Genomic DNA, 12,719 nt, shown 5'->3' with positions numbered 1-12,719 from the left:
CCCAGCACCGTCGAAGACCGGCGGTAACACCGACTCCAGGCCGGTACCCGCCGAGGACACCACGTCCCGGCGGCGCCGACTGGAGCCCGACGAGCGCCGCGCGCAGATCCTGTCCTGCGCCATCGACATGTTCGGCGAACGTCCGTACGCGGCTGTCTCGACAGCGGAATTGGCCCAGCGCGCCGGGGTGGCGCGCGGGCTGATCAATCACTACTTCGGCAATAAGCGCGATCTGTATCTGGCGGTCGTGCGCCGCATGGTGACGCTGCCGCGTCCGGATTACATGGTCGCCCCAGAGGGCACCATCCGGGAGCGGGTGGAGGCGAGCGTGGCATGGCTGCTGGACACCATCGGTGAACACGGCACCACATGGGTCAAGGTCACCGGACTCGAAGGCATCGGCGACGATCCGGACGTACAGCGCATTCTGGACGAGGCCGATAACGCCGCGGCCGAACGCGTCGTACAGATGGTGGGCCTGAGCGATTCGCTGCACAGTGCCGAATTGCGTGCCCTGGTGCGCTGTTACGGCGGACTGGTCAAGGCGGCGGGCCGCGAGTGGATCGTACGCGGCACCCTGGATCGCCCGCAGGTGCACGACCTGCTGGCCGACACCCTCACCACGCTGATCACCCAATCGTTCCCGAAGGTCAACGGCGAGATCTGATTTCGGTCCCGGTGCGAAGTCGATGTCTCGACGGCTCACCGGGACCGATCTCCCCGATGCCGGTCAGTCGGTGAGCACCTGCGGGAAACCGAATATCGGCACCAGCGCGGGATTTTCGAAGGCGATCACGCGGGCAACACCGGTGTCGGTTGCCGCGAGCACCACGATGCCGTTGGCGCGCAATTCACCGCCGGAGTGCCGACGGTAGACCGCGGCGGCGGGCTGGCCATTGGCGGTGGTGGGGAGCAGTCGCCATTGACCCGGTGCGCCGAATACGAACGCGGCGAGGAGTTGGATGCACAGGGTGCGTCCGGCCCGCCATTCGCGGAAGGGTGTCGCTTCCAGGGTGGCGTCGGCGCGCAACACCTGTTCCAGCAGTGCGGCATCGGCGTGCTCGAAGGCCGCGATATAGCCGTCGAGGAGTGCGCGGGCACGCTCATCGGCAGGTTCGAGCAGACCCGCGGGTTCGGGCGGGGCTTCGTCGAGTTTCGCGCGGGCACGTTGCAGACCACTCTTGACCGCCGCGACGGTGGTATCGAGGATGTCGGCGGTATCGCTCGCGGAGAACGCCAGCACCTCGCGCAGCAGCAGGATCGCGCGCTGGCGTGCGGGCAGTCGCTGCAAACTCGCGATGAGCGCCAAACGCACCGACTCGCGCGCGATCACCACGGCCGCCGGATCATCGACATCCGGGGTGAGCCAGCGGTCCGGCAGCGGTTCCAGCCATGAAACCTCGCCGGGTGCAACGGGAGTCGGTATCCGGTCCGGGTCCTCGCAGGGACCGCCCAGTCCCGAGGGCAGGACCCGGATCGGTCGCGGGCGCACCGCGCTCAAGCAGACATTGGTGGCGATCGTGTACAGCCAGGTGCGGATCGAGGCGCGACCGTCGAACCCGTCGTAGTGTCGCCACGCCCGCAGATAGGTTTCCTGCACCAGATCCTCGGCATCGTGTGCAGAGCCGACCATGCGGTAGCAGTGCGCGAGCAATTCGCGCCGAAACCTCGCGGTCTCGGCGGCGAACGTGTCTCGATCCGGTGCGGTGCGCCCCCGCGAGGTCATAGCGTGAGCCTAGGCTCACCGGTCCGCATGGGAATGCCGATGCTCAGGGCAGCAGTGCGAGTTTGCCGACGGTGGCCCGGGTTTCCAACTCCGCGAGCGCTTTCGGCCCATCGGCCAGATCGTAGGTGGTCGGTTCGGCGGGCACGAGCACGCCCGCGGCGATGAGGCCGAACAGTTCGGTCAGCACCGCGCCGAAGATATCGGGCGCGGTCTGCGCCAGCACCCCGATATTGAGGCCGATGAGGTGAATCTGGTGCCGATACACCAGATCCCAATTGGTGAGCGCGGCTTCTCCGCCCGCCACCCCGTAGACCACGACCCGGCCGGTCACGCGTTTGACGGCGGCCAGACTGGCGTCGAAACCGGCCCCGCCCGCGCATTCGAGCACCAGATCAGCGCCCACACCGTCGGTCAGGCGCAATACCTGCGCGGTGAGATCGCCGCCGAGCGAATCCAGGACGTGGTCCGCGCCCAGTGCCCGCACGGTGTCGTGCTTACCGGGCGCGGCGGTGGCGATGACCGTGGCCCCATAGTGTTTGGCGATGCGCACCGCGGCCTGACCGGTCGCGCCCGCCGCCGCCGGAATCACCACGGTCTGCCCGACGGTGAGCGCACCCAGCTGTTTCAACGCGGCCAGCGCGGTCGGCCAGTTCACCATCACCCCCAGTGCCTGCGCCGACGTCCACCCCGGTGGCACCGGAATCATCGCGGCCGCGCGCAGCACCGCGTACTCGGCGAACACGCTGTCCCCGATACCGGCCACCCGGGTTCCCGGTTGATGCCCGCTCACCTGCGCACCCACCGCGACGATCTGTCCGGCAGCTTCGAAACCCGCGATATACGGTGGCCGCGGACCATTTCCGAAGGTCCCGTGCGCCCGTGAGATATCGGCGAAATTGACCCCGGCCGCCTCCACCCGGATCAACACCTCGCCCGGACCCGGGGACGGAACCGGCGCATCGGTGATCAGGCGCATATCCTGCGGGCCGTCGCCGGAGGTCTGTTCCAGCGCGCGCATCGTCACGGGGATAGTCATCATCGGTCCCATTCCTGCTCGAGGTCATGATCGAGAACGGTTCGGTAACCGCTCCTGTCAGGTAGACCCGAGCCGCGGCGCAAAGGAATCGCGGACATCCGATAACTCGCGCCGGAGATTCGGCGGGCGCTAGGTCAGCGCGCCGGTGCCCCGGGTCGCCAGCAGCCGGAAATCCGCGGCCAAGCGCGCCGGGTCGGCCCGGAAATCGTCATCGATCCACCACGCCAGCACACCGACCGTGGCCGCGGCATAGAACTGGGCGATCACCTCATTGGACGGCCCGTCTCCGAATACGTTCGGCGGCAGACGATCCCGCAACACCTCCACGATCACCTGATGCAGATGCCGATGGACGAGGTTGCCGCCGGGACGCCCGCACATGGCCCGGTACACGCGCTGATTGCGGTGCGCGTGTTCGAAGATCAGCGCGGCGGGCCGGTCCACCTCGATCGGCCGATGCGCGGAAATCATCCGATCGAATTCGGTATCGAGTTGTGCGCGCATATCGTCGAAAGTCGTTGTCAGCAGTGCTTCCTTATCGCGGTAGTGCGCGTAGAAGGTGGAGCGGCCGATATCGGCGCGATCGAGAATGTCCTGCACGGTGGTCTGCTCATACCCCTGTTCGAGCACCAGTGACAGGAACGCCTCGTGCAGTGTTCTGCGGGTGCGCCGCACTCGCCGGTCCTGGTCGCCCATAGCCGCCTCCTCGCTGTTTCCGGACAATTCGCGCGAGGTGTCCGGAACCGTACAGATGCCCGGATTTGGTTGTTGACCTGCACCGGAGCCCCTCGAGCATAATCGAACACAGAGTTCGGAAACAGATTCGCTGTTCGAAATATCTCGTAGGAAACGAGGGCGGCATGTACCCCTTCCCAACTGTCGTATGGCTGATCGTGATCGCGGGCGTTCTGGGCCTGGCGCTGCTGCTGTTCGAGGGTTCCCGGCGCGCCGGGAACCTGCGGCTCGGCGTCGCCGCCGGATTCGGTTGGGCCGCATGGGCTCTGGTGAGCACGCTGCTCGCGAACGCGGGCGCGTACCGGTTGACCCCGGACACTCCCAACCCGTTGCTCGGCGTCGCCGCCCTGGCCGCCACCGCGATCGCGGTGGGCTGCACCAGAATTCCCGCGATCACCCGCATCCTCACCGATCCGGCCGCACCCTGGAGACCGATCGCGCCGCATATTCTGCGCGTCACCGGCGGCACCGTTTTCCTGACCGCGTTCGCGCTGGGCTCGCTCCCGGCGATCTTCGCGCTTCCCGCCGGCATAGGTGATCTGGGCATCGGCCTCGAAGCGATCGTCCTGACGCGCATGCTGCGGCGCGGCGCGGTTGGGCGGCGCGCACTGCTCTGGTTCAACATCCTGGGACTGATGGATCTGGTCATCGCGATGACGCTGGGTTTCCTGGCCGCCCCGGGTCCCACCCGCATCATCACCGTGACGCCGACGACCGCCGCCAACGGTCTGCTGCCGCTGGTATTGATCCCGACGGTCATCGTCCCGATCATGCTGACCCTGCACATCGTGTCGCTGGCGAAAATGCGTGCGGTCGTGCGGGAGTCGCGTCCCGCACGAGCCGCCGCGCCGGCCTAGGGCAGCAACACCAGCCGACCGCGCACCCCGCCCTTCTCGAAGCGGGCGTGCGCGGCGGCAGCCTGTTCGAGTGGGAAGGTCTCGGCCACCCGCAGCGTCAAGGCTCCAGCGTCCACCAGGGCCGCGAGCGCTGCCAGCCGCGCACCGTCCGGAGCCTGCTGCACGGTGTGCACCGTGATGCCGCGTTCGGAATCGGGTGCGCCGGTGGGCAATAGCGCCACGAACCGGCCGCCATCGCGCAGCGCGCCGACCAATTCCGGTCCGCGCACCGCGGCATCGATGATCGCATCGGCCTCCAGCGCACGCAGCGACTCGACCGTCGCTCGTTCCCGATCCACGAAATCCTTTGCGCCCAAAGAACGTACGAGTTCGGCATCGCCCGCACCCGCCACTGCGATCACGCGGGCACCACGTGCGGCCGCCAACTGGGTCACATAACCGCCCACACCACCGGCCGCACCGGTGACCAGGACGGTCTGCCCCGCCGACACATCGGCCGCCGCGACCGCCAGATCCGCGGTGATCCCGTTCAGTGGCAACGTGGACGCCGCGATCGGATCGGCCGAACTCGGCGCGGCCGCCAGCGCATTCACCGCGATCACGACGTATTCGGCCGCCGCGCCGACCGGATCGGTCAGCCACGGCAGCAACCCGATCACTGCCTGCCCCACCTCGAATCCGGTGACCCCCGCACCCAGCGCGGCCACCGCACCGGAGAACTCGATCCCCGGCACATACACCCCCCGCGCGGGCAGGATCGCGGCCAGATATCCGGCCCGCGATGCTGTATCGATCGGATTCACCGGTGCGGCAACAACTTTCACCAGCACCTGCCCCGCCTGAGGTTTGGGTTCGGGCAGGTCGAGAATGTTCACCACATCCGGCCCGCCGAATTCGCGGAATGCCACAGCACGCATCGGAATGCTCCTGAGTATGAGAAGGGTTGGACTATCCACCGGTGGAACGCGATCCGCCGGATCGTGACCGGCGGGGCGTAACACCAACGTAGATCCGGCCCCAACCCGTGAGAAGAAGGCACCGGGAAGTGCCTAGCCCACCGAGGAGTTCCGATGCCCACCCGCACCGTCGCCCAGCAGCGCGAAGAACGCAAAACCGCGTACAACGCGTTCATCGCCGCCTGTCCCACCAATAAACTCCTGGACACCCTCAGCGATAAATGGACCGGCCTGCTGCTGGCGAGCCTGTCCGACGGACCCCGCCGCTACGGGGAGATCGCCGCGATCGTCGCGGGCATCAGCAATAAGATGCTCACCCAAACCCTGCGCACCCTCGAACGCGACGGCCTGCTCAACCGGCAGGTGACCCCGCAGGTTCCGGTGCGCGTGGACTATTCACTCACCCCGCTCGGGGTCAGTCTGCTGCCGATCCTGGCCATGCTCAAGGAATGGGCCGAAGCCAACATGGACGAGGTGTTCGCCGCCCGTGCCAGCTTCGACACCGTCAACTAGCCGCGTATCGGTTTTTACGGGATCAGTTCCGGACTGTAGATGCGTGCCACGCCCTGGCCGTTATGGGTGATCTCGGTGTAGCTGACGTAGTGGTGACCCGCGACCACCGCCGCGGTGTTCGTCGCCAGCGGCGGCGAGGGATAGCTGCCGTTGAAACACGGCATATCCCTGCTGACCGCGACCTCCTCGTTCGACTGCGTGCGGTACGCGTCCTTGTCGATGATCTTCACGACCATCGTGCACTCGTCGATCGTCGAACCGCCGGTCTTGGAGGTCAGGCTGCCGTACGCCTTGAGCACACCCTCGTACTGGTAGACGCAGGACTGCACCTCGGCCGCGCCGTCGGTGGTCAGGTACACCCCGGAGCAACTCTTGGCGACCTCCCACTCGGGCGGGTCGGCCTGTGCGGCCGGAGTGAACGCGAAAAGTGCTGCGGCACCGGCGAAACCACAGATCAGAACACGCGACAAAGAACTGAAGGACATGTCGTACCCTCTCGATTGCCGAACTCGTGGAACTGCTGATATCGATCCCGGCTCACTCTAGGGACGCTTCCGTTCGGAAACATGACGGCAATAGTCGGGGCTGGGCCGGGGAATGCGATCCGACTCGAGGCTGTTGCCCGCAGGTATGGCGAATGATCAACTCGGGAAGTTCGGTGTGTGGCGGCCATATTCGATGGTGACCCCCGAACAGGTACGTGAGCTGGAGGAACTCGGTTACGGCGCGGTCTGGCTGGGCAGTTCGCCGCCCGCGGACTGGGACGGATACGAGGCGTTGCTGGCCGGATCGGACGCGATCACCCTCGGTACCAGCATCGTGAATGTGTGGGCGTCCCCGGCGAAACAGGCCGCCGAAACCTTCCATCGCCTCGACGCCCGGTTCCCGGGGCGATTCCTGCTCGGAATCGGGGCCGGACATCGCGAACATACCGGCGAATACACCAAACCCTATGACGCGCTGGTGCAGTACCTCGACGAACTCGACGCCGCCGGGGTACCCAAGGGGCGGCGTGCGCTCGCCGCGCTCGGCCCCAAGGTCGCCGAACTCGCGCGCGACCGTACCGCCGGAGCGCTGCCGTACCTGTCCACCCCCGCGCACACCGCATCCCTGCGGAAGCTGCTCGGCCCGGACACCCTCATCGCGCCCGAACACAAGGTCATTCTCGACACCGACATCGACCGGGCGCGCGAACTCGGCCGCAACTCCACCAGCTTCTACCTGTCACTGAGCAATTACGTGAACAACCTGCGCCGCTCCGGTTTCCACGACGCCGACCTCACCCCGCCCGGCAGCGACCGCCTCGTCGACGCGCTGGTCCTGCACGGCACCGCCGAGCAGATCGCCGACGCCGCCACCGAACATCTGCGCGCGGGCGCGGATCACGTAGCGCTGCAGGTACTCGGCGAGGATTACGTGCGCGACCTGCGCGCCCTCGCACCGGTACTGACCGCACGCGTCTGACCGCAACCGCCTCGGGATGCGCCGCACGGTGAGACGCCGTGCGGCGCTGCGAGGTTCGTATCGGCGATGGTGTGCTCAGCGCACGAGTGCGCCGGTGAGGAAGTCGACCATCTCACCGATCGCGCGCCCGGCCTCCGGGATCGGGAACAACGGCCAGGCGTGCAGCATGCCGGGATATTCGTGCCACTCCAGTTCGACACCGAATTCGGCTGCGCGGGAACGGAATCGGTGCGCGTCGACATTGAGGATATCGCGGGTGCCGGTGAACAGCGCGATCGGCGGCACCCCGGTCAAATCCGCGAACAGCGGACTGATCAGCGGATCGGAGAGCTCCCGCTCCCCGGCGTACATTTGCGCGAGCTCGGCAACCCCGTGCACCGGCAGAATCGGATCGCGGGGTTCGATCTCGGCCAGCCGCGGATCACTGAGCGTGGCATCCAGGCACGGTGAGACCAGCACCAGAGCCGAGGGCTTCGTCAATCCGTCGGCAATGGCCTGAATTGTCAGTGACAGCGCAAGATTCGCGCCCGCCGAATCACCCAGCAGCACCGGCGCGTCCCCTCCGGCGATATCGGCGTAGAACGGCAGCAGCCAGGCGAAAACCTCATCGGCGGTGCATTCGGGAGCCAGCGGATACATCGGCACCACGATCGGCCGATCCAGCCGCCGCGCCAACGCCTCGATCAACTCCCAATGCGGATCCGCGATCGGCTCCACCCATCCACCCCCGTGCAGATAGATCGCGGCCGGACCCGAAGCCGCCGCGCGCGGACTCAACACGAAGACCTTGCGCCCGCGAAAATCCATCTCCCGCACCGAGACCCGCCCCCGAATCTTCGCCGACGGCACCGCCGGACCCTTCGTCCGATCCGCAGCGATGGTCGCCCGAATCCGTTGCGGCCCATCATATTTGCGCCGCACACGCAGCGCGCGCACGACAACGGTCAACAGTTCGGCTCGAATGCTAGCCATGGGCGCTCCTGAAATGTAAGTGCGACTTCGATGCGACCGATCGGCGCGGCAGCTGAACGATCGCCCACCGCGAATCGACCTCGAACCCATCGTGGGCCGCTGTGCTTACTGTCCTCTTGCGCCGGCTGGCACCCCACTTGCACGCGACCCCGACAGCGTCGTCACGCATCGACCCGCCACCGCGCGCGATTGCCGTCGTGTCAGACCGAGGATGGTGCTCCGCGCGCCCGATCACAGTGACCCGCCCCGACAATCGGCAATTCCGCGGCTGGAACAAATCCTCACGGTGCGGGGACGAGCCGCGCTCGGCTAGAGGCGCGGATCGAAGACCAGCTGGAATCCCGACAGTCGGGTGGTGCCGTCGGGTTGTCGTTCGGCGAAGGCCCAGAATTCGCGGCCGGGCAGCTCATTGGCGGGCAGTCCGGCCTGGGTCGCTATCTCCTTCGCCGCCCACGACATTGGCGATCGCGCCGGATGCCAGGGTGTTTCGAGGTAGGCGACCGCGGAATCGGCGTCTCCGAACACCAAAACGCAGCGCACCTGGATCCGTTCGCTTCCCACCCTGCCATCATCACCCCTGTGGGTGGCCGCGCGCACCGATCATGCCGGGTCGTGCTCAACCCTCATCCGGATCGTTCTCCTTACGTGCGCGCGAGGGTTGCACGCGCGGGGGTTCGTTCGGCATTTTCGGATATTGCGGCGGCCACGGGGCATCCAGCAATCCCGAGGCGAGGTCTTTTTCCGACATCTCCAGCAGGGGAGTCAGCGATTGCGGGATGCGATCGGCCCACGCGTCGCCGTGTTCGGCCACCCACGCCGGGACCGTCGCGATGGTCATCTGGTCGTTGGTGACCGTGTCCAGCACCTGCCAGTCGATGGGGGCGGAGACCTGTGCGCCGACCTTGGGGCGTACGCACCACGCGCCGAAAACTGTTTTGTGCGGGGCGTTCTGGTTGAAGTCGACGAAGACGCGGGAGCCGCGTTCCTCTTTCCACCAGGCCGCGGTGATGGTGTCGGGGTGGCGGCGTTCGAGTTCACGTGCCAATGCCACCGCCGCGGCGCGGACCTGGTAGCCGTCCCAGCGCGGTTCCAGCAGCGCGTACAGGTGCAGGCCGCGCGAGCCGGAGGTTTTCACGCGCACGTCGATCCCGAGTTCGGTGCACAGATCCCTTGTGCGCCTTGCGGCTTCGCGCAGATCATCGAATCCGATACCGGGGGAGGGATCGAGGTCGATGCGCAGTTCGTCGGTGATGCCGGTCGGGGGCAGCAGATCCCCGTTGGCGTCCTCGACCTGCGGGGTGGCGGCCTCGAGTTCGGCGCCCGCGTGCGTGGGCCAGACGTGAAAACCCAAGCAGCCCAGGTTGACCGCCCACAGGATGTGCGCCATATCGGCGGCGACCAGGGCATCGCTGGTAGTGCCGTTGGGGGTGGTGACCACGGTGGTCTGCAACCAGTCCGGCACCGATTTGGGGACGCGTTTCTGGAACCAGGATTTGCCCGAGGCCCCATCGGGATAGCGTTCGAGCAGCACGGGCCGGTTGCCGATGGTGTTCATGATCGGCCCGGCCACCGACAGGTAGTAGTTGGCCAGATCGAGTTTGGTTTCCCCGCGCTTGTTGAAGTAGATCTTGTCCGGATTGGAGAGGGTGACGGTGCGCCCGTCGACCTCGAGTTCGACCGAATCGCTCACCGCGCGGTCCCTTTCGCCTCATCGAAAATGGCCGATAGTTCGGCCGGCGCGACCTCGTCCAGCTGCGCGTACGTGCACGATTCGGGGGTGCGGTCGGTGCGGAAGCGCACCAGACGACCACCGTGGCGCAATCGTCCCGCCATCACATGCTCATAGCGGACCTCGGCGACCAGTTCGGTGCGCAGCGGTTCCCAGGACAGATCCTTACCGCCGGTCCAACGACTCACTCCGCCCGGCATTTTCCCGTCCGCGCGCGCCTGCGCGGCGGCATCGGCCCATTCGCGCCACGGATGATTCTCCAGCGCGTTGACCCGCAGCGGTGCGAGCTCCTCGACCAGTTCTTTGCGTCGTTTGGCGGTGAAACTGCTCGCCACCCCGACGTGATGCAGGTTGCCGTCGGCGTCGAACAAGCCCAGCAGCAGCGATCCGACGCCTTCACCGTCCTTGTGCCAGCGGAATCCGGCGATCACACAGTCCGCGGTGCGCTCATGTTTGACCTTGAACATCACCCGCTTGTCCTGCAGATACGGCAGATCCGCGGCCTTGACCATCACCCCGTCGAAGCCCGCGCCCTCGAACCGGGTGAACCAGTCCTGCGCCACGTCGGGATCATCGCTGAGCGGGGTGAGGTGAATGCGGGTGACACCGCTGTCGGACGCGCCCCCGGTGTTCTTGTCCAGGATCGTTTCCAGCAGGCGGCGGCGTTCGGCGAACGGTTCCCCGGTCAGATCCCGATCACCCAACGCGAGCAGATCGAATCCGACGAAACTGGCCGGTGTCTCCACCGCGAGCTTGTTCACCCGCGAGGCCGCCGGATGCAGTCGCTGCTGCAGGGTGTCGAAGTCCAGGCCGTTCTCGGTGACGACCACGATCTCCCCGTCGATCACGCATTTGTCCGGCAGCGATTTGGCGAACAGCTCGACCAGCTCGGGGAAATACCGGGTCAGCGGGCGATCATTGCGGGATCCGAGTTCGATCTCGTCCCCATCGCGAAACACGATGCACCGGAATCCATCCCATTTGGGTTCATAGCGCAGCCCCGGCTCGCGGGGAAGTTCGGAGACCGATTTGGCCAGCATCGGTTTCACGGGCGGCATGACGGGCAGCTCCACACGACCTCCTCGGGTTGGTACACCCAGGTAGACGACGTGACCGGTGAGAATTCACCGGTCCGCGTCCCAGAAAGATCGTAGTGCCGTACTGGTCGGTTTTGTGGTACTGCTCAGTTTTCCAGCCAGCCATGCTGATCGGCGAACGCGGTCAGCCTGTCCCGGATGGTCAGTATTTCCCCGGCCGTGAGCGCCGGGCTCGCATCCAGGAGCAGTTCGGTGATCAGGCGGCGATGCTCGCCCGCGCTCATTTGCCCGCCCGGCGCGCGATCCTTGGCCTTATGCGCGCGCACCGGCGGCGGCGCACCGGCGACCAGGGCCAGATTGATGGCCTTGGGCCCGCGATCCCCCTCGGTCACATCGAATTCGAACACCCGCCCCTGTCGCAGCTCATCCTCATCCAGCCCGATGTCGTTGACATGGACGAACACGTCCGGCCCACCGTCTTCCGGACGGATGAAACCGAAACCCCGCGAGCTGTCGAACGACACCAATTTCCCGATGGACACCTAAACACCCGCTCCTCGTACGCCGCGTCCCTCTGCGGTAACTCTAGTCCGCGGCACGATCATTGTTGGAAGAAAGTGCCTTTTGCAACGAATTGAACACCGTCAATCCCTGTCCCACCATGCCATTGACGATCTCGCTCACACCCTCGGGACCGTTGAGCACCGTCAGATTGGCATTGGACAACCCCGCGGCGGCCTGCTTCACGATCTCCGGAAGCTGTTCTATCAGAAGCTGATCCAGTGCGATGCGGTTATTGGACGCCGCGGCCTCGGCCTGGATGCGGGTGCGATCGGCTTCGGCCACGGCCAGGATGCGCACCCGTTCGGCCTCGGCGAGCGCGGGTTTGACGACCTCGGTCTGCAGCTGCTGTTCGCGCAACTCGGCCTGTTTGCGCGCCTGGATGGCCTGCGCGGTGAGCACCTCCTGCAGCGCGGTGGCCTGGGCGAGCGGACCCGCCTGTGCCGCTTCGGCATTGGCCTTGTCGATATCGCGCTGATACTGCGCGCGCAGCAGTGCGGTCTCGCGCTGGTATTCGGCCTGGCGGCGCTGGGATTCCTGTTCGGCCTGCGCGGCCAGCTGGGCGGCGCTGGCCTGCGCGATCTGGGCGTCGCGCTGGATGGCGGCATTGTGCGGGGCGGCCAGGGCGGTGATGTAGCCGAGGTTGCCGTCATCGATGGACTGGATCTGCAGCGAATCCACCCACAGTCCGATATTGCTCATCTCGACCTTCGAGGCGACTAAAACCTCATCGGCCAGTTTCTGGCGTTCGCGAATGATCTCCTCGACCGTCATCGAGCCCACGATCGAGCGCAGATGCCCGGAGAAGATGCGACCGGTCAGCACCGACATCTCACGCTCCTGTTCGGACAGGAACCGTTGTGCCGCATTGACTATCGAGGCGGTGTCATTGGCGACCTTGAACGCGATAACCGCGCGCACATCGAGTTGGATGGCCTGTTTGGTGACACAGCGTTCCTGGATCTCGGCCTCGTACATGGCCAGCGACAGATAGCTGACCTTGCGGAAGAACGGCATCACCCAGGCGCCGTGGCCGATGACCACGCGGAACGGCGCATTGTCCTTGGTGCCCCCGCCGCTGACCAGCATGGCCTCGTCCGGATCGGGCACATGGTATCCGAGCACTGTTGCCT

At 66.2% G+C, this 12,719-nt stretch carries 15 protein-coding genes; 4 read left to right on the top strand and 11 right to left on the bottom strand.

What is annotated here, in order from left to right:
* The first annotated feature begins 79 nt into the window (after nucleotides 1-79).
* The gene (locus AB0L82_RS13560; protein ID WP_364636055.1) at nucleotides 80-667 is read left to right on the top strand and encodes a TetR/AcrR family transcriptional regulator; all 588 of its coding nucleotides are present in this window, start codon (nucleotides 80-82) and stop codon (nucleotides 665-667) included.
* A 63-nt stretch (nucleotides 668-730) separates the two neighbouring features.
* Here the strand turns inward: AB0L82_RS13560 and AB0L82_RS13555 are convergent, their stop codons facing one another.
* The 3 genes from AB0L82_RS13555 to AB0L82_RS13545 form a co-directional block, all read right to left on the bottom strand.
* Complete coding sequence (locus tag AB0L82_RS13555; RefSeq protein WP_364634892.1) at nucleotides 731-1,726, bottom strand: sigma-70 family RNA polymerase sigma factor; 996 nt, start codon at nucleotides 1,724-1,726, stop codon at nucleotides 731-733.
* Nucleotides 1,727-1,769: 43 nt separating this feature from the next.
* Complete coding sequence (locus AB0L82_RS13550) at nucleotides 1,770-2,765, bottom strand: zinc-binding dehydrogenase (protein ID WP_364634889.1); 996 nt, start codon at nucleotides 2,763-2,765, stop codon at nucleotides 1,770-1,772.
* A gap of 126 nt (nucleotides 2,766-2,891) precedes the next feature.
* Nucleotides 2,892-3,458, bottom strand: a complete 567-nt coding sequence (locus AB0L82_RS13545; protein WP_364634887.1) for a TetR/AcrR family transcriptional regulator — start codon at nucleotides 3,456-3,458, stop codon at nucleotides 2,892-2,894.
* Between the two features lie 164 nt (nucleotides 3,459-3,622).
* Here AB0L82_RS13545 and AB0L82_RS13540 point away from each other — a divergent pair, with 164 nt between their 5' ends.
* On the top strand, nucleotides 3,623-4,354 hold the full coding sequence (locus AB0L82_RS13540; protein WP_364634884.1) for a hypothetical protein: 732 nt from the start codon (nucleotides 3,623-3,625) through the stop codon (nucleotides 4,352-4,354).
* Here the strand turns inward: AB0L82_RS13540 and AB0L82_RS13535 are convergent.
* The gene (locus tag AB0L82_RS13535) at nucleotides 4,351-5,271 is read right to left on the bottom strand and encodes an NADP-dependent oxidoreductase (RefSeq protein WP_364634881.1); all 921 of its coding nucleotides are present in this window, start codon (nucleotides 5,269-5,271) and stop codon (nucleotides 4,351-4,353) included. The genes AB0L82_RS13540 and AB0L82_RS13535 overlap by 4 nt on opposite strands.
* A 153-nt stretch (nucleotides 5,272-5,424) precedes the next feature.
* Here AB0L82_RS13535 and AB0L82_RS13530 point away from each other — a divergent pair, with 153 nt between their 5' ends.
* A complete protein-coding gene (locus AB0L82_RS13530) occupies nucleotides 5,425-5,823 on the top strand; it encodes a helix-turn-helix domain-containing protein (RefSeq protein WP_364634879.1) in 399 nt (132 codons plus the stop codon).
* 14 nt (nucleotides 5,824-5,837) lie between these two features.
* Here AB0L82_RS13530 and AB0L82_RS13525 read toward each other — a convergent pair whose 3' ends face one another.
* The gene (locus AB0L82_RS13525; RefSeq protein ID WP_364634876.1) at nucleotides 5,838-6,308 is read right to left on the bottom strand and encodes a hypothetical protein; all 471 of its coding nucleotides are present in this window, start codon (nucleotides 6,306-6,308) and stop codon (nucleotides 5,838-5,840) included.
* 145 nt (nucleotides 6,309-6,453) lie between these two features.
* Here AB0L82_RS13525 and AB0L82_RS13520 point away from each other — a divergent pair, with 145 nt between their 5' ends.
* Nucleotides 6,454-7,287 carry an LLM class F420-dependent oxidoreductase gene (locus AB0L82_RS13520; RefSeq protein ID WP_364634873.1) on the top strand — a complete coding sequence of 278 codons (834 nt, stop codon included), beginning with the start codon at nucleotides 6,454-6,456 and terminating at the stop codon, nucleotides 7,285-7,287.
* 75 nt (nucleotides 7,288-7,362) lie between these two features.
* Here AB0L82_RS13520 and AB0L82_RS13515 read toward each other — a convergent pair whose 3' ends face one another.
* The 6 genes from AB0L82_RS13515 to AB0L82_RS13490 all read right to left on the bottom strand — a co-directional run bounded on the left by AB0L82_RS13515 (nucleotide 7,363) and on the right by AB0L82_RS13490 (nucleotide 12,711).
* Nucleotides 7,363-8,259 carry an alpha/beta hydrolase fold domain-containing protein gene (locus AB0L82_RS13515; protein WP_364634871.1) on the bottom strand — a complete coding sequence of 299 codons (897 nt, stop codon included), beginning with the start codon at nucleotides 8,257-8,259 and terminating at the stop codon, nucleotides 7,363-7,365.
* Nucleotides 8,260-8,568: 309 nt separating this feature from the next.
* Nucleotides 8,569-8,820 (bottom strand): hypothetical protein, encoded by a 252-nt coding sequence (locus tag AB0L82_RS13510; protein ID WP_364634868.1) that lies wholly within the window; start codon nucleotides 8,818-8,820, stop codon nucleotides 8,569-8,571.
* A gap of 55 nt (nucleotides 8,821-8,875) precedes the next feature.
* Nucleotides 8,876-9,949, bottom strand: coding sequence for a DNA primase small subunit domain-containing protein (locus AB0L82_RS13505; RefSeq protein ID WP_364634865.1), 1,074 nt, complete (start codon nucleotides 9,947-9,949; stop codon nucleotides 8,876-8,878).
* Nucleotides 9,946-11,061 carry an ATP-dependent DNA ligase gene (locus AB0L82_RS13500; protein WP_364634863.1) on the bottom strand — a complete coding sequence of 372 codons (1,116 nt, stop codon included), beginning with the start codon at nucleotides 11,059-11,061 and terminating at the stop codon, nucleotides 9,946-9,948. The genes AB0L82_RS13505 and AB0L82_RS13500 overlap by 4 nt, the downstream gene beginning before the upstream one ends.
* A 110-nt stretch (nucleotides 11,062-11,171) precedes the next feature.
* Entirely contained in the window at nucleotides 11,172-11,567 is a 396-nt protein-coding gene (locus AB0L82_RS13495) for a cold shock domain-containing protein (RefSeq protein WP_364634860.1), read from the bottom strand.
* Between the two features lie 43 nt (nucleotides 11,568-11,610).
* Complete coding sequence (locus AB0L82_RS13490) at nucleotides 11,611-12,711, bottom strand: SPFH domain-containing protein (protein ID WP_364634857.1); 1,101 nt, start codon at nucleotides 12,709-12,711, stop codon at nucleotides 11,611-11,613.
* Between the last annotated feature and the right edge of the window lie 8 nt (nucleotides 12,712-12,719).

Source organism: Nocardia sp. NPDC052001 (genome assembly GCF_040680615.1).
GTDB lineage: Bacteria > Actinomycetota > Actinomycetes > Mycobacteriales > Mycobacteriaceae > Nocardia.
This window is presented reverse-complemented; position numbering and strand designations above follow the sequence as displayed.